Below are 25,067 nucleotides of genomic sequence, written 5' to 3'. Positions count from 1 at the left end.
CGCCTGCGCTACAGCACGAGCGGATTCGCACTCAGCGCGTAAACAGAAAGTCGGCCCGTACGGAAGTTCCGTACGGGCCGACTTTCGTCAGGTCACTCGTAGACGCGGAGGGTGCCCGGATTCCACAGGCCGGAGCGGGTGACCACGGTGGCTTCCTCCTCGGCGGGAGTCGCGTCCGGGTAGAACGGCGTGTACCGCTCGAGCGAGCCCCAGTCGCGCGCCCAGTCGTCCTTCAGGTACGTCGGCACCTGCTGGGGGCGGGCCAGCACCTCGGTGAACCCGAGGGGGCCACCGAACTCGGCGGCCTGCCACGTGTCGGTCGACGACACCGCGAGCGGACGGTCCGGCAGGATCCGGTAGTTCGGCATCTCGGCGATGCCGTAGCGGTGGTCGAACGGACGCTGGCACGGGAACTGCAAGCCCACCGCCCAGTCCAGCAGCACCGGCTGCTCGGACCCGACGACCGAGTTGAGGGTCTCGAGCGTCGGCACGCGCGGCGGCGTGAACGCCAGCCACTGGTCGCCGGTGAGGTTCGGGTCGTTCGCGACGATCCGCACCACGTTCGTGTCCTCGGGCAGGTCCGCGAGCGGCACCCGCAGGTTCCGCCACGTCGGGGCCGGGCCGATGTCGCGCGGCAGATAGGTGCCCTGCACCTCGACCGTGCCGTCCGGCTGCCGGGTTCCGTACTCGACCAGCATCGACTGCCCGTAGGTGGTGGCGCCGGTGTCGTCGACGGACCAGATGCGGCCGGCCGCGGAGATCACGATGAGCGGTGCGTCGTCGCTGCGCTCGGGCAACTGGTACCAGCTCGACGTGAGCATCGCCGGTTCCTGGATGCCGGTCTGGTAGCTGCCCAGCACCGGCGTGACCGCCGGGTCCAGACCGAACGGCAGCTTCGCTGTGCTGCCGTTGACGGTGCGCGCACCCGATCCGCCGGTGGTGCCGCCCCCGGACCCGGTCTCGAAGGTCGGTCCGACGCTCTGGTTGGCGGTGTTGCCCTGACCCGGCTTGACCTCGACGTAGTCGGCGGTCAGGTCGGACGGAATCCCGTCGGGGCTGAAGCCGCGCGGTGCGGCACCGGCCAGCGCGTCACCGTCCTGCGGCGGGTTGGCCGGGTCGATGATCGGTTCGAGCCGTCCCTGGTTGGGATCGACCTCGACGAGCACGTCGTCGGCGAGACCGCACGTCTGCCCGGCGAGCGCCCCGATGTTGGAGCGCGCCAGCGAGTACGCCGGATACTGCGAGACCGCGCCCTTGAGCAGCGACAGCACCTCGAACAGCACCATGATGCCCGCGACGACGGTCAGCGGTGCCGCGGCGAACGCGCGGATGCGCCGGCCCTTCGGCGACGTCGGTTTCTCCGGCGGCGGCGCGTAGCCCTCGCGCAGATACTGCCAGGCGACGAGCGCGAGGGACAGTGCGAACAGCACCAGGAACAGGGAGCTGGACTGGCGGCCGTTGAGCGAGACCGTCTTGTCGAACCACGGGATGCCGTAGCTCGACACGTACCACCAGCCGTTGATGCCCGCGAACGACACGGCCAGCACGAACAGCAGTCCGGCCAGGAAGATCGTGCGGTTGCGCCGCGACCGCAGCGCGCTGGCGGACACGACCACCGCGGTCAGTGCGCCGAGGGATCCGGCGATGCCCGCGTACGCCCCGAAGTGGTGGGTCCACTTCGTGGGGTTGAACATCATGAAGAAGATCGTGCCGAAGACGATGCCGATGAGCCGCCACGACGGGCTCACCGCGACGCCCGGGATGCGCCGGCGGCGCAGCAGCACCAGCAGGCACGTGAAGAGGCACAGCAGCATCGTGAGGAACGCGAAGCGGCGCGACAGCGACCCGTCGACGGTCTGCACCATCAGGTAGTAGTAGCGGAGGAAGTCGTTCCACCACTCCTCGTTGGGGCCGATGATGGTGCGCACGCGGGTGGCCTCGAGGACCGACGCGAGGGTCTGGTCGGAGAACACGACGACGAGCACCAGCGTGCCGGCGGCGAGGATCGGCGCCACCAGCGGCAGGGTCCCGAGCTGGCGGTGGCGACGCACGACGATGCGCGTCATGGGCCGGATACCGGCGAGCAGCGCGGCCACACACATCAGGCCGGTGGGGGCGGCGGCGAGCGTGAACGCGCCGACCAGCACCGCCGACGCGGCGGGCAGCAGCCGGCCGGTGGCGATGGCCCGTTCGATGGAACACCAGGTCAGCAGGGCGCCGAGCGCGACAATCGGCTCGGGCCGCAGGCCGTTGTTGTAGGGCAGCCAGAACGCGAGGAACACCAGGCCGCCGGTCCACAGCGCGATCCGGTTGGTGCGGACCGCCCGGCCGAGACGCGGCACCACCTCGCGGCTGATGACCATCCAGCACAGCATCGCGGCGACCAGCGCGGGCAGGCGCATCCACGGGCTGGCCGTCGAGATCTTCGCGAACACCGCGAGCACGTCGTAGTACCAGCCGAACGGTGCCTCGGGGACGCCGAACCAGCGGAAGTAGTTGGCCATGTAGCCGGAGTGCTCGGACGCCCGGGCCATCGTCAGCAGATAGCCGTCGTCCGAGGTGTTCGCGCCGAAGAAGTGCCAGCCGATCAGCGTCGCGAAGACCACGATGTCGACGCCGGTGAACTTCCACCACCGGGCGGGCAGGAACCGGCGGTGTCCGCGACCGTCCGTGACGTCGAGCTTGGCGAGGGCACCCAGGGCCAGCGCCGTGGACAGCACCGCCAGGATCATCGCGAGCAGCTTCACGACCGTCGGAGACGACGAGAAGCGCGAGTCGACGTCGAAGGTGACGTTGAGACCCGGCACGTCGGCGCTAAGGTCGCTGAACACACCGACGACGAGCGGACGCAGGTCACCGGTGAGTTCGCCGGCGCGGGGGTTGCCGTTCTCGTCGCTGAGGCCGACGAACTCGGCGGTGGTGCGGTCGACGTCGGAGAAGATCGTGATCTCGCGGCAGGCGCTCGACTCGACCTCGCTGCGCGGCGCGGTCGCGACCACGACGTTGCGGTCGAGCACGTCGACGTTCTCCTCGCCGACCCGCACGAACATCGCGTTGAGCGCGGCACCCTCGCCGTCGGCGGGTGCGGTCGAGAGCAGCATGCCGCCGCCGTCGGGCAGTTCCGAGACGGTCGTGCACGGCAGGGTCGCGGACAGTCGCAGCGGTACCTGCGACATCAGCGGTGAGGTGACCGCCTCGGTCGAGCCGTTCTGCGGCCACGACACCGTTGCTTCGGTGACCTTCACCGGCAGGAACGGGGTGGCGATCGCGAGCAGTGCACCGAGCAGACCTGCGACGATGGCGACGAGGCGCGCAGTGCGGTACTGCGCGCGCAGGTCGGTCACGACCGGTGGCCGCAGGGCGGCAGGAGGAACGGTGGTCGTCGTCACGTCGTCGGGCACGATTGTCGATGTTATCTGCCGGTGACCTGTGGCGACACGCCCCCTTACCTGGGCGTAGCCTGGGTCACTCGATCAGATCCGGAACACCGTCACGAATCGGACCGGGCGACCACAACCCGGAACGGGTGACTTCCGTGACCTGGATCTCCGCCGTCGTCGCGGTCGGATCGATCGGGCTGTAGCGCTCGAGCGAACCCCAGTCGCGGTCCCAGTCGTGGTTCAGATAGGTCGGCATCGTCTGCGCGGTCAGCAGCAGCGGGATCCAGCCGAGCGGGCCGCCGCCGATGTGGTCCTGCCAGCCGTTGGTGGAGTCCGCCCCGACCCGGTCCGGGAGGATCCGGAAGTCCGGAACCTCGGCGACCCCGTAGCGGTGGCCGAACGGGCGCTGGCACGGGAACGCCAGGCCGACGGACCAGTCCAGCAGCACCGGCGCCTGATCCCCGACCACCGTGTTCAGCGTCTCCAGCTGCGGCATCCGCGGGGGCGTGACCGCGACCCACTGGCCGGGCGCGAGGTCGCCGTCGGTGACGACCAGGCGCACCGCGTCCGCGTCGGCCGGGATCTGTTCGCGCGGCACCCGCAGGTTCCGCCACGACGGGGCCGGCCCGATGTCGATGGGCGCGACCGCGCCGATCGGTTCGACGGTCCCGTCTGCGGTACGGCCGAATTCGAGCCGCACGTCCTGACCCGGGGTGATGACCCCGTCCGGGTCGACGTACCGCACGCGTCCGGCGGCGGTGACGACGAGCAGCGGCGTCGCGTCGGTGCGTTCCGGCAGCGCATACCAGCCGGATTCGAGTTCGGCGCTCTGCTGCACGCCGGTGCGGTAGCTGCCCAGGACCGGGGTGGTCGCCGGGTCCAGGCCGAACGGCAACGCGACCGTGCTGCCGTTGACACCGGTCTCCCCGCGACCGCCGCCGGTGCCGGCACCGGTCGAGGTGCTGGTGCCGCCCTCCTCGGGTTCGACGGTGTTGGCGCCACCGCTGGTGGTGGTTTCCGGGTCGGCGGTCAGGTCCAGCGCCACCCCGTTGGGGGTGAAGCCTTCGTCGCGGCCCGCGCCGAGCGCATCCGCGACGGACCCCTCGAGCGGAACCAGCGCGGTCGCGTTCGGATCGGTTTCGACGAGCACCTCGTCGGCGAGACCGCACCCGCCGGTCAGCGACGCGATGTTGGACCGGGCGATCGAGTAGGCCGGTCCCTGCGCGACCGCGCCCTTGACCAGCGACAGCACCTCGAACAGCACGACGCCCGCCGCGACCACGGTCAGCGGCGCGGACGCCAGCGCCCGCACCCGCCCGTTGCGGTCGGGCTTCGCGGTGGTGAACGGTTCGCGCAGGTGGAACCACGCGGCGACGACCAGCGCGACACCGGTGAGAGCGAGCAGCGCGGTGGAGAAGGCGCGGCCGGAGATCGACGGCGGCTTGTCCCACCACGGGATGCCGTAACTCGAGACGTACCACCAGCCGTTGGAGCCGGTGAACGCCATCGCCAGCACGAACAGCACCCCGGCCGTGAACAGGGCACGGTTGCGCGCCGAGCGGATGCCCGCGGCGCCGACCCCGACCGCGGCCAGCGCCGCGACCGATCCGGCGAGGCCCGCGTACACACCGAAGTGGTGGGTCCACTTGGTGGGCGTGGCCATCATCAGCAGCAGCGACGCGAACACGATGCCGAGGATCCGGCGCGACGGACCGATCGCGGTGCCGGGGATGCGGCCCTTGCGCAGGATCAGCATCACGCACACGACCAGGCACAACAGCATCACGAACACGCCGAAGCGGCGGGCCAGCGACCCGTCCGGCGACACGGTGAGCAGCGCGTCCCAGCGCAGCCGCTCGTCGAACCACGGCACGTTCGGGCCGACCGCGGACCGCACCCGGGTCGCCTCCAGCACCGACGCGAGGGTCTGGTCGGCGAACACCGCGACCATCACCACCGTCCCGGACGCGAGGATCGGGGCGAGCGGCGCGAACCAGCCCACCAGCTGCCGCCGCGCCATCAGCGTCTTCACGAGCGGGCGGGCACCGGCGATCAGCGCCGCGACCGCGATGAGGCCGGTCGGTCCGGCGGCGAGCGAGAACGCGGCGATGAGCACCGCGATCGCGGCGGGCAGCATGCGTCCGGTCGCGATGGCCCGTTCGATGGAACACCAGGTCAGCAGGGCGCCGAGGGCGATGATCGGTTCGGGGCGCAGGCCGTTGTCGTAGGGCAGCCAGAACGCGAGGAACACCAGCCCGGCCGTCCACAGTGCGATCCGGTTGCGCCGCACCGCGACGCCGAGCCGCGGCATCACCTCACGGCTGATGACCATCCAGCACAGGATCGCGGCGATCAGCGAGGGCAGGCGCATCCACATGCTCGCCGTCGACACGTTCGTCATCAGCACGAGCACGTCGTAGTACCAGCCGAACGGGGCTTCCGGCACCCCGAACCAGCGGTAGTAGTTCGCCATGTACCCGGCGTGCTCGGAGACCCGGGCCATGTTGAGGATGTAGCCGTCGTCGGAGGTGTTGGCGCCGATGACGTGCCACACCAGCAGGGTGCCGACGACCACGACGTCGACGACGGTGATCCGCCACCACCGGGCCGGCAGCACCCGGCGGGCACCACGGCGATCCACCCCGTCGATCCGGTGCAGCGCGACGAGCGAGAGCAGCGTCGACAGGACGCACACGATCATCGCGACCTGCTTGACGGTCGTCGGCGTGGAGGTGAAGCGCGAATCGAGCTCGGCGCGCACCGACAGCCGCTCCGCAGCCGGCCCGGTCGTCAGATCCTGCGCGGCGCCCTGCAGGTCCGTGAAGATCCCGACCATCTGGGGGCGCACATCGCCCTCGACGGTCGTGACGGGTTCGTCACCCGGGCCGACGATCTCCGCGGCGGTCCGCTCCGCGTTGGCGGCGACGGTCACCGCCGTGCACGGCTGATCCGTCGGGGCCGACACCAGCACCGAATTGCGCAGAACCGCCTCGATGCTGCCCGGGGCGCCGTCCCGGCCCGGCACCGACCGGATCACCAGCGCGTTCTCGGTGGCGTCGGGGGCGTCCGGGGGAACGGTCGAGACGAGGGTGCCGCCGTCCTCGCCGAGCAGGCCGACCGCCGAACACGGGACGCTGACGCGCAGCTCCAGCGGTGAGTACGTGATGAGGGGGACTTCGAGGTTGGTGAGGCTGCCGTTCTGCGGCCAGTTCACGCTCGCGGATTCCTGTTTCACCGGCAGGAACGGCAACGACAGGGCGAGGACGAACCCGAGCAACCCGGTGACGATCGCGACGATGCGGGCCGTGCGTACGGTCGCGCCGGGGGAAGCGGTCGTTTCGGGCGAAGGGGAATCGGCGGGCACAAAGGTCGATGCTAGGCGAGTACGCGGCAGTGGGGGACCGTGCCTGTTCAGCAGCACCTGCGTGGCACGCGCCCGGATCGCGCTCGAGCCCGCGAGACGTCGGACTAGCATCGTCCGGTATGGCCCGCGCGACCGATCCCGTCGACGCACCGCCCGCCCGAGGCGGGGCCGGGCCGCTGCACGACGGAGATCTCGTCGCGGCGCTGCGTTCCGCGGGCGTCGCCGAGGTGTGCGGTGACACCACCACCCGGGCCCTCTACTCCTCCGACGCGTCCCTGTACCGGGTACCGCCGCTCGCGGTCGTGCGGCCCCGCGCCGCCGACGAGATCGCCGCGGTGCTGGCGGTGTGCCGCGAATACGGCGTCCCGCTGACCGCGCGCGGCGCCGGCACGTCCGTCGCGGGCAACGCCGTCGGGCCCGGTGTGGTGATGGATCTGTCCCGGCACCTGAACGAGGTGCTGGAGGTGGACCCGGCGACGCGTACCGCGCGGGTCCAGCCGGGCGTCGTGCAGGCGCAGCTGCAGCGCGCGGCAGCTCCGCACGGACTGCGCTTCGGCCCCGACCCGTCCACCCACAACCGCTGCACCATCGGCGGGATGATCGGCAACAACGCGTGCGGAGCCCGCACCCTCGGATACGGGCGCACCGTCGACAACGTCGTCGGCCTCGAGGTGATCGCCGGGACCGGGGATGTTCTGTCGCTGCCGGGTGCCGGCTCGCTGCTCGAGCAGTTGCGGACGGTCGCGACCGGTCATCTGGCCACGATCCGCACCGAATTCGGCCGGTTCGGGCGGCAGGCGTCCGGTTACGGGCTCGAACACCTGGCCCCCGAGAACGGATTCGACGTGCGCCGCATGTTCGTCGGCAGCGAGGGCACCCTCGGTGTGGTCACCGAAGCGACCGTGCAGCTGGTCGCCGACCCGCCGGTGCGGACGCTGGTGGTGCTCGGCTACCCGGACATCGCGGCCGCCGGCGACGCCGCGCACGGTGTGCTCGCATTCGGTCCGACCGCGTGCGAGGGGCTGGACTCGCGGATCGTCGAGGTGGTGCGCACCCGGCGCGGTCCCGGTGCGGTGCCCCCGCTCCCGCGCGGCGCGGCGTGGCTGTTCGTCGAACTGTCCGGGGACGAGGCCGGGGAGGTCCGAGCCCGCGCTGCGGCGCTGGAGAAGGCCGGGGGAGCGGTCGACTCGCTGCTCGTGGAGGACGCGGTGCGCGCGGCCGCGTTGTGGCGGATCCGGGAGGACGGTGCGGGACTGGCCGGACGCAGCCCGGCGGGTCTGCCCGCGCACGCCGGGTGGGAGGACGCGGCGGTCCCGCCGGAGCGGGTCGGTGCGTATCTGCGCGAATTCGAGTCGCTGCTCGAGGGGTACGGGATCACCGGGTATCCGTACGGCCATTTCGCCGACGGCTGCCTGCACATCCGGCTGGACATTCCGCTCGAGGTTCCCGGACTGCTGCGGGAATTCCTTTTCGCGGCAGGACAACTCGTCGCGTCGTACGGAGGGTCGATGTCGGGGGAGCACGGCGACGGCCGCGCCCGCAGCGAACTGCTGCCCCTGATGTACTCGCCTGCGGCACTCCGGTTGTTCGGTGCGGTGAAGACGGTGTTCGATCCCGACAACATCCTCAACCCGGGGGTGCTCGTCGACCCGGCACCGGTCGATCGTGACCTGAGAGTGCCTGCCGCACAGATCATCCGGAAGGACCTGGCGTTCCGGTACGAGGACGACGACGGTGATTTCACCCGCGCCGTGCACCGCTGCACCGGCGTCGGCAAGTGCCGCGCCGACACGACCGCGACCGGCGGGGTGATGTGCCCGTCCTATCTGGCGACACGCGAAGAGAAGGACTCCACCCGCGGGCGGGCGCGGGCGCTGCAGGAGATGCTCAACGGCGGTCTGGTCACCGATTCGTGGCGCTCCCGCGAGGTGCACGAGGCGCTCGATCTGTGCCTGTCCTGCAAGGGTTGTGCCTCCGACTGTCCCACCGGCGTCGACATGGCCACGTGGAAATCCGAAGTGCTGTACCAGACTTACCGGAACCGTCCGCGCCCGGCCGCTCACTACTCGCTGGGACGGTTGCCGCACTGGGTGGCGTTGGCGAGCCGCGCCCCGCGCCTGGTCAACGCCGTGGCGCAGATGCCCGGGGTCGCGGCCGCCGGGTTGACGGTAGCCGGACTGGATCGACGACGCAGCGTCCCGCGGTTCGCGACGCGCACGTTCCGGCGCTGGTTCGCCGACAGCGCGGCCTCGCGGTCGCGGACGGGTGATCCGGTGCTGTTGTTCGTCGACACCTTCACCGACTACTTCACGCCGGAGGTCGGGATTGCCGCCGTGCAGGTGCTCGAGACGGCCGGATTCCGGGTGTGTGTCACCGAGCGGCAGCAGTGCTGCGGTCTCACCTGGATCACCACCGGACAGCTCGACGCTGCACGAAAAATACTGGGCCGTACCGTCTCCGAGCTGTTCCGCATAGGGGTGCCGATCGTCGGGCTCGAACCGTCGTGCACCGCCGTCCTGCGTTCGGACACCGTGGATCTGCTCGGGTCGCAGTCGGCGCGGGTCGTCGCACGGTCCACGGTGACGCTCGCCGAACTGCTCGCCGACCGGCCGCTGCCGTCGCTGGCCGGCACCACCGTCGTCGCGCAGCCGCACTGCCACCATCACGCCGTGATGGGCTGGGACACCGACGCCGACCTGCTGCGGCACGCCGGTGCGAACGTGACCCGGCTCGGCGGATGCTGCGGTCTTGCAGGGAACTTCGGCGTCGAGCGCGGCCACTACGAGGTGTCCGTCGCGGTCGCCGGGCACCAGCTTCTCCCGGCGGTCGAGGCGGCGGCCGACGACCACGTCGTCCTCGCCGACGGCTACTCGTGCCGCACCCAGATCGCCGATCTCACCGATCGTCGCGGGCTGCACCTGGCCGAGCTCCTCGCCTCCCGCATTCCCCCGTCCTCCGGGTCCTGACCTGAGCCTCCGCCGAGCGGGAGGTTGTGTGCGATATTCCCGAGGATTTCGCGCACAACCTCCCGCTCGGGTGGTCACAGGCCATGTTCACCAGAGTCGTCTTCGGTCGGCGCGTTTTCTGGTGGGGCGTGGTCCGAGTTCGTAGGGGATCTGCAGGATTCGGCGGGTTCTGGCGTTGATGTCGCAGTCGCCGGATGCGATGGAGTGGAGGATGCCGTTGCAGACGAGGTCCCAGAGGTCGGGGTTGGCCTGGATCTGCGCGAGCGACAAGCTGCGTATCGCGTTGCCGTGTTTGTCGTCGAGGAACAGGGATCGGGCGGCATCGCCGGCGTTGAGGCGAATACGAGTGAGGTGGTAGGTGTCGACCCACGAATTCTGCTTCTGCACCCAGGAGGCTCCGGCCGCGGTCCAGCGATCGCCCATGAGGTACATGAACCAGGCAGAGACTCCCATAATCGCCCAATAGCCCCACCAGGAAATCCATTCCAAGCCCCAGTTCTGCGCGGTGCCGTACAACGCTTGTACTGCGAACATCACTACGACCCCGCCGAACCGGTCGAAGAACCTCGGCTGAGCGCACTCGAGCATCGGGCCGAACTCGGCGGGTGGCGGGGCAGGCCGAGTGCGTGGCAGTCGGTCGCTGGGAGTGTTCGGGCGTTCATGCCCCACCCGTGGCGCGCGAGGAGGCCGGGGTTCGCCGGTACTCGGGTCGGGCATCGGCGGCAGTTCGATGCCGGAGTTTGGGGCGTTCACCAGAGTCGTCTTCGGTCGGCGCGTTTTCCGGTGGGGCGTGGTCCGAGTTCGTAGGGGATCTGCAGGATTTGGCGGGTTTTTGCGTCGATGTCGCAGTTGCCCGACGCCACGGAGTGCAGAATGCCGTTGTAGACGAGGTCCCAGAGGTCGGGGTTGCCTTGGAGCTGGTTGATTTTGAAGGAGTGGATTTCGTTGCCGTGCGCGTCACGCAGACGCAGGACGCGGTTGGTTCCGTCAGCAGAGAAGCGGATGCGGGTGAGGCGATAGGTGTCGACCCAACTGCTGCGCCACTGCACCCAGGTGGCACCGCCAGCGGTCCAATGATTCCTCGTGGCACGGAACATTATCCAGGATCCGACGATGAGCAGTGCCCAGTACCACCACCAGCGGAGCCATTCGAATCCGCCCGTTCGAACGATCGCGAAAACGACAAGTATTCCCGCCATTGCTGCGGCCGCACCGTACTGAAGGCGGATGCTCGGTTGGATCCACTCGAGCATGGGTCCGTGGCCGCTGGGCAATGGGGGCGGATTTCGGGGTTGGCGGTACTGCGGTGTCTGCTCCTTTCCCTGATGGATTCGGGGTGCGCGGGGTGGACGAGGTTCGCCGGTTACCGCGTCGGGGATCGGGGGCAGATCGGATGCGTGCATTTTGTGGTCCTCAGAAGAGATTGCCGACCCAGCGTGCCGCTGAGCCGGCGGCGCCGGAGATGTCGTCCCAGTGTTCGATCACTTCACCGACTCCGAACGCGACGCCGACGCCGGCCCCTACGGCAAGCAGTGTGACCGGCCCGCCGGCTGCACTGGCGAGGATCAATTCAGTTGCGACGGTTCCCGCGACGAATCCGCCGACATCCTTGGCGACGGCTTTGACCGCTGCGTCGCTGTCTTCAGCGTGGTAGACGTCGAATCCTGTTTGGCCGATGGTCAAGAGCAAGCCTGCTCCCGGAACCTTTGATCCGAACTTGGCGAGTGCTGAACCCTCAGTGAAAACTACATCCAAGTTTGTACCGAGAGCGTTGACGAGGCCATTGCCACCAAGTCCCGCGAGCAGCCGGGAGTTTTCCGCGGCAAAGCGGGCGGCGTCGTCGGCTCCCCCCTGGAATGCTCGCATTGCCCTGGCCGCGGCCGCTTCCGGATACGGGTCGCCCAGTCGGGCGGCTTCCGCTGCGAGTTCACCGAACCGGGACACCAACGATGCCTGTTTCGCCGCGATCGGTCCCCACTTCGACAGTTCGTTGACTGCGGTTCCGATGTATCCGGTGACGACGAACGCCAAGAGCCAACCCCACTGCGCCTCGGCATCTTTCAGGATCGTTGTCGGACCGCGGAGCGCCTCCGCGAACCTGCTGTGCGCCACGCCCTCGATTTCGCGACCCTCGGCGACGAGCTCGAGCGCGGCGTTGTATGCCGCCACCTGACGGGCGCGAAGGACCTGCGGTGCAACGTCGTACGAATTCGGATCGATCTCGATCGGTTCACCGATGCCGATCCCGAACTCCACCGGCAGACCTGCTTCCGCCGCGGTAGTTTCGGCCTGCGTCATGCGGGCACGAGCGGTGACGAGCTGGTCGGCGAAGGTGCGCAGGGCAGTGGCGATCGCGTCGGTTTGGTCGGCGACCTCGGTGGTCCCGGAGATGATGCTGTCCAGGCGTTGTCGGAACTCGTCACCGGTGGTGCCGATGAACTCGTGCTCCGACTCGGTGCGACCCGCGCGAGCCGACGCCAGTTGCCGGTTCACGCCGGCAGCGACAGCGGCGAGCGAGTCGGCGCAGGTGTAGCAGGTCGCGGGGTCGCCGAAGACCCGGGTGTCGATGCTCACCGCTGACCGCCCTGGGCGATGTTCTGCGTGTTGTGTGCTTCGAGTTCCTGGTAGTCGCGCAGATTGTTCTGGGTCAGATCGGCTGCGTTGGCCAGCGACCGCACGGCCAGATCCAGCGCGGACGCGAGCGCACCCAGGGATTCCGCGAGCAGCGCGGTGGATGCTCCGGCGTCGGGCAGATCGGCACTCTCGGAGCCGAGTTCGTTGATCCCGTCGGCTCCGGTGGCCAGGTGCCGGGCCACCGCGTTGAGATCCCCGATTTCGATGCTCACGAGGCGTCCGCCCGTCCGAGCGGGTCGCGCAGCCAGCTGCGTGGCTGCGTGTACTCGTCTTCCGACGGGGGAGGGGGCGGTGGTGGCTGTTTGCCGTCGAGGAGGACGACGTCGTAGCCGGTGGTGCGATGGATTTCCTGCAACCCGGCGCTGTCGACGCCCATCCACGCCTGGCGTGGGCCGCAGCAGCGGGTCAATTCTGGGAGGGAGGTGTACGCGGGCAACGCCAATCGGCCGTCGGGCAGTGCCCGCATCTCCAGCTGAACCTGCCCTGAACCGTCGCGCCGACGGGTCGGCACATACAGAATTTCCCCCATCGAATCCCCCGATTCCGCCGCACCCCCGTACGACCTGCCCGGGACGATACCGCAACCGCGATGAGTTTCCGTGCGCTGCCCGGTCTGTACACGCGACCGTACTGATGCGACCTCAGGAGACCGTCATGACCTCGACTTCTACGTTCACGAGCACCGCCCCCGCCGATGGTGCGCCGTCGAAAGGCGCCCGGATCGCCGGGCTGATCGTCAGCGGACTCGTCGTGCTGTTCCTGCTCTTCGACTCGGTGATCCACGTGCTCAACACGTCCCAGGTGCAGGAGGCCATGGCCGACCTGGGATTCGATCCGAGCCTCAACCGCGTGTTCGGCATCGTGCTGCTCGTGTGCCTGATCGCGTACGTGGTTCCGGCGACCTCGATCCTCGGTGCCGTGCTGCTCACCGGCTATCTCGGTGGCGCGGTCGCGACGAATCTGCTGACCGAGCAGCCGATCGTGAGCACGACCCTGTTCCCGATCTACACCGGCATCTTCGTGTGGGGCGGCCTGTGGCTGCGCGACCTCGGGGTCCGGCGGATCATGCCGATCCGGCGCGGGTGACCACGACGAACGGGCCGACCTCGGTCACCGTGAAACGCGGATCGTCGAACAGCGCCTTCGGGAACGTCACCGTGTAGCGGCGCACGTTCGGGTCGTTCGGGTACACGTCTTCGGCCAGCCGGAGCGTGTACCCTTCGGCGTTCTGCCGGAACACCACCGCGTCGGGGGCCCGCCACGGCGCGGCGTCCCATGCGGCGAGCAGTTCGTCTGGGGTCTCGAGTTCCGACCATTCGGCGATCGCCGCGGCTCGTGCCGGGAAATCGGCGAGGGGATTCGCGTAATGCGAAGTGAGAGCCTGGAATCCGTAGTACGGGTAGTAGGCGAGGAAGGTGGTGTCGGCGGTGAGGACCACGATGTCGTGGCGGTCGCGGCCGAGCTGCGAGGTGATGGTCTCGTCCACTTCCGCGAAGTACGACGCCGCGCCGGGCGGTCGCTGGTCGGCGCGTTCGCCGTTGCCGTCGGTGTCGGTGTAGGCGACGGTGATCTCCCCGGCGAGGACCTGCGGGATGTTCTGGGTGAACGCGACCGCGCCGAGCGCGCCGACGGCGACGAGGGACCAGCGCACCCGCGGATTGTCGCTGCTGGCCAGCACGATCCAACGGGTGAAGTCGACGAACGCGAAAGTGCCTGCGGCGCCGAGCAGCACCAGCAGGATCACCTCGAGCCGGAACGCCAGGAGCGTGGTGCCGACGGCGGTCAGCGCCAGAGACGCGAGGTACCACAGGTATACGGCGACGACACCGAGCCCGAGTGCCTGCGCCCGCCGCGACGACGATGCCCGGCCGACGAGCCACACGGTGCCGAGCAGGCACAGCAACCCGATGAGCGAGGCATGGAACATCGGCAGCGGCAGGCGCGCACCGGCTTCGGGCAGGTAGTGGGTCGCCGTGCCGGACCCGGCGAGTTGCGCACCGCCGAGCACCTCGAGCAGGAACGGTAGCCACACGATGAGCGCGACCACGACCGCGATCGCAGCCATGACGGCCAGGCGGACGACGACGGGAACTACCGCCCGCCACGTGCCGGCCGCGCGCCACGCGAGCGCCGCGGCCACCACGGCCATCACCACAACTGCGAACGCGGCCAGCCCCAGGTAGAGGGTGTAGAAGGTGGCGGCCAGGCCCAGGAACAGGCCGGTCCCCAGCACGGCGCCCCATCCCTGCCGCGTCCCTTGCGGTGTGCCTTTGTGGCGGTCAGGGCCGCCAGAAAGGCACACCGGCGCGAAAGCGCCCCACGCCAGCACCAGGGCGGCGGGCAACAGCAGCGCGATGATCGCCCCGTACGGCTCGGGGGAGCCGTAGGCGAGCACGATCGCGGTCGTCGCGGTCGCGACGAGCACCGCCAGATCCGACCGCACCAGCTCCGACCACAGCACGACGGCCACCGCCGCCGTCACCGCCAGTGACGCGATCGCGTACGGCTTGAACGCCTCCCAGCCGTCCATGCCGAGCACGTTCGCGACGCGACCGCCCACCCAGAACCAGCCCGCCGGATAGAACGGCGGCAGATCCGCGTACGTCATGTCGTGCAGCGCTGCCGAATCCGTGAACCGCGTCAGGTACTCGGTGCGGAACTCCTGGTCGACGGAGACGCCGTGCAGATACAGCTTCGTCGCGGCAAGCGGCATCCCCAGCGTCGCCGTCACCAGGCCCGACAGCCCGGCCCACGACAGCACCCGCGCCACCCACGGCCACCGGCGCCGCCGCAGCATCCACACCGACACCGCGAGCACCGCCAGCGCCGCGACCTGCAGCACCGTCGTGATCGCCTGCGTCACGTTCGACGAATTGAACGCCGGCCACTGCACCCGCGCGAACGCGAACAGTCCGACCGCGGCGACCACTGCGGCGACGACTGCGGCGCACGCGAACTGCGTGAGCGCCGAGACGACGCGGCGTGCGGGGGCTACTTCGGAAGCGGTGAGCACCATCCGAGCATAGGGGGACGCGTGGTGCCGCCCGCGGCGCGGCAACCGCAGATTCGAGTAGTGCCAACGCTGGCCTCGAGCCCACCTGACCTTGCATGCTGGATGGAAGCGACGGTGGCCGGACACGCCACCGGCAGGAGCATGTCCGCCATCGCGTCAGGGGGTCGCCCGGAAACACCGGGTGAAGTCGAACGGAAGGCTGGACTCATGAGACGAACATCCGTGCGCGCGTTGTTCGCTGCACTCGTGGCAGCACCGCTCCTCGTGGCCGGGGCCGCACAGGCAGCGGCAGACCCGGTGATCCTGCCGGGACCTCCCGGAGGCCCCATCGACGGGAATTTGTCCGACAACGAAGGCGTCGAGTCCTATCAGTGCGTCATCGTCGGGCAACCGGGCGTCGGCTACGCGTCGAACGCACCAGGTCAAAGCGGCGACGTGAACGGCGTCTTCACCAACGAAGGTTACGTCAACCACGCCTGTTACGGGCTGAACGACGGATTCTCGACCGGAGTCGGCTACCTGCAGTAGAGACGCGACCGCCCCGCCGGATATCGAACCCGGCGGGGCAGCGGTGAAAAGAACTCTAGACCGGCAGCTTACGGAAGATCGCGCGCGGGATGTGCCGCAGCACGACCATCACGAAGCGGAACGGCCCCGGCGCCCACACGATTTCCTTGCCCTTGTCGGACGCGGCGACGGCCAGCGCGGCCACGTCCTCCTTGTTCACGGTGAGGGGCGCTTCCTTGACGTGGGCGCTGAACTTGGTGCGCACCATGCCCGGTCGCACCACGGTGACCTTCGGCCCGAACGGGGCGAGTGCCTCACCGAGACCGAGGTAGAAGCCGTCGAGACCGGCCTTCGTCGAGCCGTACACGAAGTTGGCGCGCTTGACGCGCTCACCGGCCACCGACGACATCGCGATGATCCGGCCGAAACCCTGCGCCTTCATCTTCTCGCCGACCAGCACACCGACCGACACGGACGCGGTGTAGTTGACGTTCGCGACGAGCACGGCCTTGCGCTGGTTCTGCCATAGCTCCTCGGGGTCGCCGTCGAGCGCGAACGCGACGATCGCGATGTCGACATCGCCACCCGCCCACGCCTCGTCGATCACCTTCGGGTGGCTCTCGGTGTCGAGGGCGTCGAAGTCGACCAGGTCGACCTTCGTCGCGCCCGCGGCCTTCACCTGGGCGACCGCGGACTCGCGCAGCGGATCGTTCGGCAGCGCCGCGAGCACGACGCGGGCCGGTGCCTTGCGCAGGTACTCCTCCACGATGGCCAGGCCGATCTCGGAGGTGCCACCGAGCAGCAGCAGGGTCTGGGGGTTGCCGACGGCATTGATCATCAGTGGAGTTCCAACCTTCTGGACATATCGGAGGCGAAGACGTTGGTGGGGTCGACCGAGCGGCGGACCTTGAGCCACTCGCCGATGCGCGGGTACATCGCGTGGAACGTCTCGGCGGTGGTGCGCGAATCCTTCGCCGTGTAGAGACGACCCCCGAATTCGAGGACGCGCTTGTCGAGCTCGGTCACGAACTCGTTCAGGCCCGCCTTGATCGGGAAGTCGACGCAGATGTTCCAGCCCTTCATCGGGAAGCTCAGCGGCGCCTTGTTGCCCTCACCGAACAGCTTGAACACGTTGAGGAACGAGTAGTGCCCGGACTTCTGAATGTCGACGATGATGCGCTTGAACTCGTCGACGGCCTCGGGCGGCACCACGAACTGGTACTGCAGGAAGCCCTTGGAACCGTAGGCGCGGTTCCACTCACCGAAGAGGTCGAGCGGGTGGTAGAACTGCGTCAGATTCTGGACCTGGCCGGTGGCGTTCTTCGTCTTCCGGTAGTACAGCTCGCCGACGATGCTGAAGTCGAACTTGTTCGCCAGACCGTTCGGGAAGACGTCGGGGAGTGTCAGCAGGGTCGGCGCGTTGAACCGCAGCGGATCCTTCTGCAGCTTCTTCGGCAACTGATCGAGCTTGGCCAGCGAACCGCGCGACACGGCGGCACGGCCGAGCTTCGGCGGCGCCGAGATCGCGTCGAACCACGCGCTCGAGTAGTCGTAGTTGTCCTCGGAGCCGTCGCTGTGGAGGGCGATCGTCTCGTCGAGACCCGAGGTGCGCACGCTGTCGGCGATGAAGTACGCCGTCTCGGTCGGCGTCATCTCGATGGTCGCGCGCAGGATGATGCCGGTCAGGCCCATGCCGCCGACGGTCGCCCAGAACAGCTTCGAGTTGCGGCCGCCGGGGGTGATCGTGCGGACCTGGCCGTCGGCGGTGAGCAGATCCATGGAGCGGACGTGGTTGCCGAAGCTGCCCGCGCTGTGGTGGTTCTTGCCGTGGATGTCGGAGCCGATGGCGCCACCGATCGTGACCTGCCGGGTGCCCGGCAGCACCGGAACCCACAGGCCGAACGGCAGCGCGGCCTTCATCAGCTGGTCGAGGGTCACGCCCCCGTCCACGGTGACGAGCCGGGAGTCCCGGTCGATCGTGTGGATCTTGTTCAGCGCCGTCATGTCGACGACGAGGCCACCGGCGTTCTGCGCGGGGTCGCCGTAGGAGCGGCCGAGGCCACGGGCGATGACGCCGCGACGCAGGTGCGCCGGCTTCGACTCGTTCTGCTCCGCGACCCGGGCGACCGCTGCGGCGATCAGCTCGACGTCGGGGGTGGACAGCACTTCCGCGGTGGTCGGCGCAGTGCGCCCCCAGCCGGTCAGAGTGCGGGTCTGGGTTGGGAGCGGCGCAGTCGCCTGCTCTGCAGCTGTCGTGGACATCGGCATAGAGGCTACCCGCGCGTCTGGGCAGGTCCGCAAGATGCCGTTTGTCACCCGCCGTACGGTCGCGTGATGATCTCGAGGCTGTGACCGTCCGGATCGTTCCAATACACGCCGCGCCCGCCGTCGTGCGTATTGATTTCGCCGGACCGTCGGTGCATCGGATCGGCCCAGTACTCGAGGCCGCGTTCGCGGATGCGTCCGAAGATCGCGTCGAAGTCGGATTCGCCGACGAGGAAGGCGTAGTGCTGGGGCCGGACGGGCCCGCTGTCGCTCATGAAGTCCAGCGAGACGTCGTTGTCGACCTGCACGACCAGGAACGGGCCGAACGGTTTCGGGGCGGCGAGCCCGAGGATGTCGGCCAAGAACCGGGCCGAGGCGTCGCGGTCGCTGGCGTGGACGATGGTGTGGTTCAGTTCGACGGCCATGCCCCGATCGTGCAACCTCGAGTCGGCTCGAGGTCAAGGCTCGCGTGACCTGGGCGTTATTCTCGACGTCGTGCCCGAAACCCACGACGTGTCCGAGCCCGAGCACCGGGCACCCCTGCCGGTTGAGATTCCCGTCACCGAGAACATCGCGGACGAAGCTCTCGACCTGAAGACCCAGATCGTGCGGTTCGTGCTCACCGGCGGGCTGTCGGCGATCGTCGACTACGGCCTGTACGTGCTGCTCATGGCGCTCGGCGTCACCCGCGACCTCGCGAAGGCGATCTCCTTCGTCGCCGGCACGACGACCGCCTACCTGATCAACCGCCGCTGGACGTTCAAGGCGGAACCGAGCCGCGCGCGGTTCGTCGCGGTGGTGATCCTGTACGCGGTCACGTTCCTCGCGCAGGTCGGGATCAACCGTCTGCTCAACGAGTCGCTGCCCGACCAGTGGTGGCGTATCCCGTTCGCGTTCGTCGTCGCGCAGGGCACGGCGACGGTGATCAACTTCGTGGTGCAGCGCGCGGTGATCTTCCGCATCCGCTGATCGGCCGGCAGTCGGCCCTGCCGCTCAGCCGCGCTTGGCCCGGCGGAAGGAGAAGTCCCGGTAGCCGAAGAAACTCGCGGTCGCGGTCACGAGGGTGATCACGATCTGCGACGGGATCGGCGGGAACCCGAGCACCGAGACGGCCACGGTCATCAGGGCGAGGTTCAGCAGGAACGCGCTCAGGTTGACCGTCACGAACCGCCACAGGTCCCGCAGCACGTGTCCGCGCACCCGGAACACCAGGTAGCGGTAGGTCGAGAAGGCACACAGGACGTTCGACGCGTAGCCCGCGACGATCGCGAAGTGGTAACCGAGGGTGTCGCCGACGGCGAGCTGCCAGACGATGAACCACGCGGTGCCCAGCGCGGTGTTGAACGCGCCGACCAGCAAAAACGCCACCGCCTGGTTCCGGAACAGGCGCATGAGCGGGCCGGGCGCCCCCGACATCCCGCCGGGTGCGCGGACAGGATCGGGAGCGGACACCGGCTTCGCACTCACCCCTGGAACCGCGGCAGCGAACCCGCCGCGACCGCGTCGGCCAGCGACGGGGCCGCCTGGTCCTTCGCCGAGAGTTCGTAGCGCAGCGGTTGTCCGTCGCGGCCCGTGGTGGGCCAGTCGATGCCGATCTGCGGGTCGAAGGGGTTGATCTCGTGTTCGCGCTCGGGGTTGTAGGTGGTCGAGCACAGGTAGGCGACGGTCGAGCCGTCGGCGAGGGAGCAGAAGGCGTGGCCGAGACCTTCGGTCAGGAAGATCGCGCGGCGGTCGACGTCGTCGAGCAGGACCGCGTCCCACTGTCCGAAGGTGGGGGAGCCGACGCGCAGGTCGACGGCGACGTCGAGCACCGCCCCGGCGACGCAGGTGACGTATTTTGCCTGGCCCGGCGGGACGTCGGCGTAGTGGATGCCGCGCAGCACCCCGGCGGCGGAGACCGAGCAGTTGGCCTGCGCCAGCTCGAGTGGGCGACCGGCGGCGTCGGTGAAGGTGGGTTGCTTGAACCACTCGTAGAACACGCCGCGGTCGTCGCCGAACTGGCGAGGGGTGATCTCCCAGGCCCCGGGGATCTTCAGTTCGCGGTAGTGCACCGTCAGTTTCCTTCCCGGTCGAGCAGGTCGAGCAGATAGCTGCCGTAGCCGGACTTGACCAGCGGCGCGGCCAGGGCGCGCAGGTCGTCGTCGGTGATGAAACCGAGTCGCCACGCGACTTCTTCGGGGGCGCCGATCTTGAGGCCCTGGCGTTGCTCGATGGTACGGACGAAGTTGCCGGCGTCGAGCAGTGAGTCGAAGGTGCCGGTGTCGAGCCAGGCGGTGCCGCGGGGGAGTACCTCGACCTGGAGCCGGCCGGCCTCGAGGTAGGTGCGGTTGATGTCGGTGATCTCGTATTCGCCGCGGTCCGACGGACGCAGGCCGCGGGCGATCTCGACGACGTCGTTGTCGTAGAAGTACAGACCCGGAACCGCGAAGTTCGACTTCGGGGTGGCGGGCTTCTCCTCGAGCGACAGCGCCCGGCCGTCGGCGTCGAACTCGATCACGCCGTAGGCACTGGGGTCGGAGACGCGGTAGGCGAACACCGCACCGCCGTCGAGGTCGGCGAAGCGGGTGAGCTGGGTGCCGAGCCGGGGGCCGTAGAAGATGTTGTCGCCGAGGACCAGGGCGGCGCCGCCGTTGCCGATGTGGTCGGCGCCGAGGACGAACGCCTGGGCCAGGCCGTTCGGTTCCGGCTGGACCTTGTAGGTCAGGTTCACCCCGTAGCGGGAGCCGTCGCCGAGCAGCCGCTGGAACTGCGGCGCATCCTCGGGGGTGGTGATGATCAGGATGTCGCGGATCCCGGCGAGCATCAGCGTCGACAGCGGGTAGTAGATCATCGGTTTGTCGTAGACCGGAACGAGCTGCTTGCTCACTCCCAGCGTGATCGGATGGAGCCGAGACCCGGTGCCGCCGGCGAGAATGATTCCGCGCATGAGGGACAGTCTCCCATCCCGGGGCGGACGCGAACCAACGAGCGCGCCCCCGGTAGGGTTGCCGCATGCGGCTGCTCGTCACCGGCGGTGCCGGATTCATCGGCGCGAACTTCGTGCACCAAACCGTCGCCGAACGCCCCGACGCGCAGGTGACGGTGCTCGACAAGCTCACCTACGCCGGCAACCGCGCCTCCCTTGACCCGGTCGCCGACCGGATCCGTTTCGTGCAGGGCGACGTCGCCGACGCGGACCTCGTGGATGCGCTGGTGGCCGAGTCGGACCTGGTGGTGCACTTCGCCGCCGAATCGCACAACGACAACTCCCTCGCCGATCCGTCGCCGTTCGTGCAGACCAATCTGATCGGCACGTTCACCCTGCTCGAGGCGGTGCGCCGGCACTCGGTGCGCTACCACCACATCTCCACCGACGAGGTGTACGGCGACCTCGAACTCGACGACCCGGCGCGGTTCACCGAGGCCACCGCCTACAACCCGTCGAGCCCGTACTCCTCTACCAAGGCGGGCTCGGACCTGCTGGTCCGGGCGTGGGTGCGCTCGTTCGGGGTGGCCGCGACCATCTCGAACTGCTCGAACAACTACGGGCCCTATCAGCACGTGGAGAAGTTCATTCCGCGGCAGATCACCAACGTCATCGACGGCGTCCGGCCCAAGCTGTACGGCACCGGGGAGAACGTGCGGGACTGGATCCACGTCGACGACCACAACCGCGCGGTGTGGACGATCATCGACAAGGGCGAGATCGGGCAGACCTACCTGATCGGAGCGGACGGGGAGACGAACAACCGCACCGTCGTCGAGACCGTGCTCGAGCTGTGCGGCAAGGACCGTACCGACTTCGATTTCGTCACCGACCGGCCCGGCCACGACCTGCGCTACGCCATCGACGCGACCCGGCTGCGCACCGAACTCGGCTGGGAACCGTGCTACCGCAACTTCCGGGAGGGTCTGGCCGCGACCATCGACTGGTACCGCAGCCACGAGGACTGGTGGCGTCCGCAGAAGGACGCGACCGAACAGGCCTACGCCCGCTCCGGCGAGCGCACACTCGGCCGCGCCGACTGACCCATCGCGCGTCGCGTCGACTCCAGCGTCGCGGCGATCCCGGCCGGCAGCGGCCGATGGCTGCGACGGTCCAGCTCCGGCCACACCACCGACCGTAACCGCAGGTCCCGGCCCTGCACCGACGCGAGCGGCGACGACGCCAGCACCACATTGGGGCGACGCCGGAACACCGTGCGGCAGGCGCCGAGGATCGCGCCGATCGTCACCGACCGGCCCGACGCGAAGATCTTGATGCTGACCCCGCCCGGTTCGGCCTCCGCCCGGTCCAGCGCGTCGGCCACCATTTCTCCCGCGTCGGCGACGAACAGGTAGTCCCGCAGGGTGTCCATCGAGACGTAGATCGAGACCGGCGTCCCGGTGAGATAGCCGCGGCACAGGTGCGAGATGAGTCCCTGCGGTTTGTCCAGGTTCTGGCCCGGCCCGTACAGGTTCGCGAAGCGCCCGATCACGGCGGTCGCGCCGGTCTCGCGGGCGAAATCCGCGATGACGGCCTCGGCGGCCAGCTTGGCGTGTCCGTACGGACCGAGCGGGGCCGTGGGGGTGTGCTCGGAGTGCGGCGCGCCCGTCGCGGCCGCGTACACCCCACCCGCCGACGACGCGTGGAACACCGTCCCGTTCTCGGCGCTGCCGCCGGACGCGCGGGCGAGGCCGTCGAGCACGTCGCGGAGCAGGTCGTTCTCGGCCGCGAAGGCTTCCGGAGTCGTCCCGTTCACGCCCGCACCGGCGCACCACGCGACCCGCCACCGTCCGCCCCGGGTGCTCCGGACGAACCGGTCCGCATCGGCCAGCAGCACGGATCGGGCCTGCTCCGACTCTTCCCACGGCACCGTGCTCGTCGTCACCGGGACGTCGCGGCGACGCAATTCGCGGGTCACCCACGAACCGAGCAGTCCTCCGCTTCCGACGACCCAGGTCGGTGCCGGCACGGTTACCCGCTCCGGAAGGATTCGAGGTCGGGATAGCGCTGGGTGCGGCCCAGCGGGCCGGCCTCGGGATCGCTGACGATCAGATAGGGCGGCTTGCCCATCGCCGTCTTCACCGCCACCCCGACGTACTCGGCGATCACCCCGAGGGAGAACAGCACGGCCCCGAATCCGAGCAGCAGGATGACCGTCGTCGACGCCCAGCCCTGCACCGGGATGCGGTTGCCGAAGAACAGGGAGGACACCAGTACCCACACCGCCCACAGGAAACCGCCGGTGGCCAGGACCACGCCGAGCAGGCTCACCATGCGCAGGCCCTTGGTTCCGCTCGACAGCACCATCCGCCAGAAATGCGAGAGCAGGGTGCGCAGCCGGTAGCCGGAAGCCCGACCTTGCTCTTCGCGCAGCTCGACCGGGCTGGTGGTCACCTTCCCCGCGATCCAGCCGAGCGCGACGTCGAGGTAGGCCTCCGACCCCGCGTAGGCAGCGAGGGACCGTCCCACCTCGCCCAGCACCAGGCGGAAACTCTGATAGTCGGTGCTGTCGGACACGGCCAGCGCCCGGGACAGGAACCACTTGGATCCCCGGGACGCCGCGTTCCGCAGCGCGCCGTGCGGCGCCGGATTCGTCGGTTTCGCGTACACGACGGTCGCGCCCTCGTCGAGCGCGGTGTCGAGCAGGCCACCGATCGCGGCCGGGTCGTGCTGGCCGTCCTCGTCGAGCGTGACGATCCACTCGCCGCCGCTCGACGCCATGCCCGCGAGGGTCGCCGGATGCTGGCCGAAGTTCCGGCTGAGCCACACCCCCGCGACGAACGGGTACTTCGTGGACAGTTCGCGGATGACACGAGCCGAGTCGTCGGGGCCGTTGTCGTGGACGAGCAGGACCTCCTCGACGACCATGGGTCGACCGCCGGGGGTCAGCGTGACCTCGGTCCACGGAACGATCTGCTCGAGCAACGTACCGAGGGTGTGTTCGCCCTGGTAGACCGGCACGACAATCGACACGCGGTGTGGCGTGCCCGTCGGCGCCGGGTTGTCGCTGCTCACAATTCGGCAGTTTATACGTCGGGTGGGGCAGTTTCCGGGCACGAACCGTACCGATGTACGGTGTCGCCGTCCACCGGCCTGCCCGCGCGGGCCCCACAGAGAACGGGATGAGCAGTGACGAGGCCGAAACTCTCCGTCGTGATTCCGGCCTACAACAACGCGCCGTTCATCGAGGCCACGGTCGAGTCCGTGCTCGCCCAGGACTTCGGGGATTTCGAGCTGATCATCGCCGACCACAGTTCCCCCGACGGCACCGCCGACCTGCTCCGCAAATACGAGGACGACGCGCGCGTGACCCTGCTGTCGACCCCCGCGGGCGGCGGCGCTCCCCGGAATTGGCAGCGCGTGACCGCCGAGGCCACGGGGGAGTACGTCAAGCTGGTGTGCGGCGACGACCTGCTCTATCCGGGTGCCCTCTCGGCCCAGGTGGCGGCGCTGGATGCGCATCCGTCGGCGGTGGCGGTGGCGTCGCAGCGGGACATTCTCGACGCGCGCGGCGAGAAGATGATCGCCGGACGCGGGCTCCAGGGACTGTCGGGCCTGGTGCCGGGTGCCGAGGCGATCCGGCGCACGGTGCGGCTCGGCACCAACGTGTTCGGTGAGCCCATGTGCGTGACGATGCGGCGCGACGTTCTCGAACGGGCCGGCGGATGGGACGGCCGCTTCCCGTACCTCATCGACATGGCCTCCTACTCGAAGGTGCTGTTCCACGGCGATCTGTACGCGCTGCGGCAGGTCGTCGGCGGGTTCCGGGTCAGCGCCGGTCAGTGGAGCGTGGCGCTCGTCGCCGAGCAGGCCCGGCAGGCGAAGGCCTATCACCGGTGGGTGGCCGAACAGCTGCCCGGCGGGCTGCGGGCGGCCGACGTGTGGCAAGGAAATCGTCGCGCCGAACTCTCCGCGCTGCAGCGGCGGGTGTTCTACACCCTGTTCCGGTCGCGTCTCACCCCCCTGTAGCGGC

At 69.2% G+C, this 25,067-nt stretch carries 22 protein-coding genes; 6 read left to right on the top strand and 16 right to left on the bottom strand.

The annotated features are described in order from the left end of the window. Positions 1-92 precede the first annotated feature (92 nt). Complete coding sequence (locus M1M07_RS08075) at positions 93-3,359, bottom strand: arabinosyltransferase domain-containing protein (RefSeq protein WP_231610327.1); 3,267 nt, start codon at positions 3,357-3,359, stop codon at positions 93-95. A gap of 106 nt (positions 3,360-3,465) precedes the next feature. Continuing rightward, a complete protein-coding gene (locus tag M1M07_RS08070) occupies positions 3,466-6,744 on the bottom strand; it encodes an arabinosyltransferase domain-containing protein (protein WP_248673822.1) in 3,279 nt (1,092 codons plus the stop codon). A 119-nt stretch (positions 6,745-6,863) separates the two neighbouring features. Between M1M07_RS08070 and M1M07_RS08065 the strand changes: the two genes are divergently transcribed. Further along, positions 6,864-9,710 (top strand): FAD-binding and (Fe-S)-binding domain-containing protein, encoded by a 2,847-nt coding sequence (locus tag M1M07_RS08065; protein ID WP_248673821.1) that lies wholly within the window; start codon positions 6,864-6,866, stop codon positions 9,708-9,710. Between the two features lie 87 nt (positions 9,711-9,797). Here M1M07_RS08065 and M1M07_RS08060 read toward each other — a convergent pair whose 3' ends face one another. From M1M07_RS08060 to M1M07_RS08040, 5 genes are all read right to left on the bottom strand, one after another. Continuing rightward, positions 9,798-10,244 carry a hypothetical protein gene (locus M1M07_RS08060; RefSeq protein ID WP_248673850.1) on the bottom strand — a complete coding sequence of 149 codons (447 nt, stop codon included), beginning with the start codon at positions 10,242-10,244 and terminating at the stop codon, positions 9,798-9,800. Between the two features lie 215 nt (positions 10,245-10,459). Continuing rightward, entirely contained in the window at positions 10,460-10,963 is a 504-nt protein-coding gene (locus tag M1M07_RS08055; RefSeq protein ID WP_231610323.1) for a hypothetical protein, read from the bottom strand. Between the two features lie 160 nt (positions 10,964-11,123). Next, a complete protein-coding gene (locus M1M07_RS08050) occupies positions 11,124-12,284 on the bottom strand; it encodes a hypothetical protein (RefSeq protein WP_248673820.1) in 1,161 nt (386 codons plus the stop codon). After that, positions 12,281-12,556 carry a hypothetical protein gene (locus M1M07_RS08045; RefSeq protein WP_197251584.1) on the bottom strand — a complete coding sequence of 92 codons (276 nt, stop codon included), beginning with the start codon at positions 12,554-12,556 and terminating at the stop codon, positions 12,281-12,283. Before M1M07_RS08045 ends, M1M07_RS08050 begins: the two co-directional genes overlap by 4 nt. Further along, a complete protein-coding gene (locus M1M07_RS08040) occupies positions 12,553-12,873 on the bottom strand; it encodes an SAV_915 family protein (protein WP_248673819.1) in 321 nt (106 codons plus the stop codon). The genes M1M07_RS08045 and M1M07_RS08040 overlap by 4 nt, the downstream gene beginning before the upstream one ends. 125 nt (positions 12,874-12,998) lie before the next feature. On the opposite strand from M1M07_RS08040, the gene M1M07_RS08035 reads away from it, so the two are divergent. Beyond that, positions 12,999-13,430: a DoxX family protein gene (locus tag M1M07_RS08035; protein WP_248673818.1), complete on the top strand. Its 432-nt coding sequence runs from the start codon at positions 12,999-13,001 to the stop codon at positions 13,428-13,430. Here the strand turns inward: M1M07_RS08035 and M1M07_RS08030 are convergent. Further along, complete coding sequence (locus M1M07_RS08030; RefSeq protein WP_248673817.1) at positions 13,408-15,360, bottom strand: arabinofuranosyltransferase; 1,953 nt, start codon at positions 15,358-15,360, stop codon at positions 13,408-13,410. The genes M1M07_RS08035 and M1M07_RS08030 overlap by 23 nt on opposite strands. Before the next feature lie 204 nt (positions 15,361-15,564). On the opposite strand from M1M07_RS08030, the gene M1M07_RS08025 reads away from it, so the two are divergent. Next, complete coding sequence (locus M1M07_RS08025; protein ID WP_197251588.1) at positions 15,565-15,885, top strand: hypothetical protein; 321 nt, start codon at positions 15,565-15,567, stop codon at positions 15,883-15,885. A 55-nt stretch (positions 15,886-15,940) separates the two neighbouring features. Here M1M07_RS08025 and M1M07_RS08020 read toward each other — a convergent pair whose 3' ends face one another. The 3 genes from M1M07_RS08020 to M1M07_RS08010 are packed head-to-tail and all read right to left on the bottom strand — an operon-like array spanning position 15,941 to position 18,554. After that, entirely contained in the window at positions 15,941-16,702 is a 762-nt protein-coding gene (locus tag M1M07_RS08020) for a decaprenylphospho-beta-D-erythro-pentofuranosid-2-ulose 2-reductase (RefSeq protein WP_197251589.1), read from the bottom strand. After that, entirely contained in the window at positions 16,702-18,126 is a 1,425-nt protein-coding gene (locus M1M07_RS08015; RefSeq protein ID WP_248673816.1) for an FAD-binding oxidoreductase, read from the bottom strand. The genes M1M07_RS08020 and M1M07_RS08015 overlap by 1 nt, the downstream gene beginning before the upstream one ends. A gap of 50 nt (positions 18,127-18,176) precedes the next feature. After that, positions 18,177-18,554, bottom strand: coding sequence for a VOC family protein (locus M1M07_RS08010; RefSeq protein WP_197251592.1), 378 nt, complete (start codon positions 18,552-18,554; stop codon positions 18,177-18,179). On the opposite strand from M1M07_RS08010, the gene M1M07_RS08005 reads away from it, so the two are divergent. Further along, positions 18,553-19,098 (top strand): GtrA family protein, encoded by a 546-nt coding sequence (locus M1M07_RS08005; RefSeq protein WP_269437587.1) that lies wholly within the window; start codon positions 18,553-18,555, stop codon positions 19,096-19,098. The two genes, M1M07_RS08010 and M1M07_RS08005, sit on opposite strands and share 2 nt — an antisense overlap. Before the next feature lie 24 nt (positions 19,099-19,122). Here M1M07_RS08005 and M1M07_RS08000 read toward each other — a convergent pair whose 3' ends face one another. Genes M1M07_RS08000 through rfbA form a run of 3 tightly spaced genes read right to left on the bottom strand, consistent with a single transcriptional unit; the run spans position 19,123 to position 21,055 of the window. Next, a complete protein-coding gene (locus tag M1M07_RS08000; protein ID WP_197251593.1) occupies positions 19,123-19,596 on the bottom strand; it encodes a GtrA family protein in 474 nt (157 codons plus the stop codon). Further along, positions 19,593-20,180, bottom strand: a complete 588-nt coding sequence (gene rfbC, locus M1M07_RS07995) for a dTDP-4-dehydrorhamnose 3,5-epimerase (RefSeq protein WP_197251594.1) — start codon at positions 20,178-20,180, stop codon at positions 19,593-19,595. The genes M1M07_RS08000 and rfbC overlap by 4 nt, the downstream gene beginning before the upstream one ends. A 2-nt stretch (positions 20,181-20,182) precedes the next feature. After that, positions 20,183-21,055 (bottom strand): glucose-1-phosphate thymidylyltransferase RfbA, encoded by an 873-nt coding sequence (gene rfbA, locus M1M07_RS07990; protein WP_197251595.1) that lies wholly within the window; start codon positions 21,053-21,055, stop codon positions 20,183-20,185. A gap of 65 nt (positions 21,056-21,120) precedes the next feature. On the opposite strand from rfbA, the gene rfbB reads away from it, so the two are divergent. Next, a complete protein-coding gene (gene rfbB / locus M1M07_RS07985) occupies positions 21,121-22,137 on the top strand; it encodes a dTDP-glucose 4,6-dehydratase (protein WP_248673815.1) in 1,017 nt (338 codons plus the stop codon). On the opposite strand, the gene M1M07_RS07980 is transcribed toward rfbB, so the two are convergent. Together M1M07_RS07980 and M1M07_RS07975 are read right to left on the bottom strand one after the other, a co-directional pair. Continuing rightward, a complete protein-coding gene (locus M1M07_RS07980; RefSeq protein WP_197251597.1) occupies positions 22,095-23,063 on the bottom strand; it encodes an NAD(P)-dependent oxidoreductase in 969 nt (322 codons plus the stop codon). The genes rfbB and M1M07_RS07980 overlap by 43 nt on opposite strands. Before the next feature lie 2 nt (positions 23,064-23,065). Then, positions 23,066-24,067 carry a glycosyltransferase gene (locus M1M07_RS07975; protein WP_197251612.1) on the bottom strand — a complete coding sequence of 334 codons (1,002 nt, stop codon included), beginning with the start codon at positions 24,065-24,067 and terminating at the stop codon, positions 23,066-23,068. A 156-nt stretch (positions 24,068-24,223) separates the two neighbouring features. Between M1M07_RS07975 and M1M07_RS07970 the strand changes: the two genes are divergently transcribed. After that, on the top strand, positions 24,224-25,063 hold the full coding sequence (locus M1M07_RS07970; protein WP_197251598.1) for a glycosyltransferase family 2 protein: 840 nt from the start codon (positions 24,224-24,226) through the stop codon (positions 25,061-25,063). Positions 25,064-25,067 lie beyond the last annotated feature (4 nt).

Origin of the sequence: Rhodococcus sp. HM1 (genome assembly GCF_023218075.1) — a bacterium.
GTDB lineage: Bacteria > Actinomycetota > Actinomycetes > Mycobacteriales > Mycobacteriaceae > Rhodococcus.
This window is presented reverse-complemented; position numbering and strand designations above follow the sequence as displayed.

Excerpts from the sequence above, each read along its gene's own strand:
- M1M07_RS08055 (WP_231610323.1), bottom strand. The coding sequence starts at position 10,963 with ATGCTCGAGTGGATCCAACCGAGCATCCGCCTTCAGTACGGTGCGGCC.
- M1M07_RS08025 (WP_197251588.1), top strand. The coding sequence starts at position 15,565 with ATGAGACGAACATCCGTGCGCGCGTTGTTCGCTGCACTCGTGGCAGCA.
- M1M07_RS08060 (WP_248673850.1), bottom strand. The coding sequence starts at position 10,244 with ATGTTCGCAGTACAAGCGTTGTACGGCACCGCGCAGAACTGGGGCTTG.
- M1M07_RS08040 (WP_248673819.1), bottom strand. The coding sequence starts at position 12,873 with ATGGGGGAAATTCTGTATGTGCCGACCCGTCGGCGCGACGGTTCAGGG.
- rfbA (WP_197251595.1), bottom strand. The coding sequence starts at position 21,055 with ATGCGCGGAATCATTCTCGCCGGCGGCACCGGGTCTCGGCTCCATCCG.
- M1M07_RS08035 (WP_248673818.1), top strand. The coding sequence starts at position 12,999 with ATGACCTCGACTTCTACGTTCACGAGCACCGCCCCCGCCGATGGTGCG.
- M1M07_RS08010 (WP_197251592.1), bottom strand. The coding sequence starts at position 18,554 with ATGGCCGTCGAACTGAACCACACCATCGTCCACGCCAGCGACCGCGAC.
- rfbB (WP_248673815.1), top strand. The coding sequence starts at position 21,121 with ATGCGGCTGCTCGTCACCGGCGGTGCCGGATTCATCGGCGCGAACTTC.
- M1M07_RS08015 (WP_248673816.1), bottom strand. The coding sequence starts at position 18,126 with ATGTCCACGACAGCTGCAGAGCAGGCGACTGCGCCGCTCCCAACCCAG.
- M1M07_RS08020 (WP_197251589.1), bottom strand. The coding sequence starts at position 16,702 with ATGATCAATGCCGTCGGCAACCCCCAGACCCTGCTGCTGCTCGGTGGC.
- M1M07_RS08065 (WP_248673821.1), top strand. The coding sequence starts at position 6,864 with ATGGCCCGCGCGACCGATCCCGTCGACGCACCGCCCGCCCGAGGCGGG.
- M1M07_RS08030 (WP_248673817.1), bottom strand. The coding sequence starts at position 15,360 with ATGGTGCTCACCGCTTCCGAAGTAGCCCCCGCACGCCGCGTCGTCTCG.
- M1M07_RS08005 (WP_269437587.1), top strand. The coding sequence starts at position 18,553 with ATGCCCCGATCGTGCAACCTCGAGTCGGCTCGAGGTCAAGGCTCGCGT.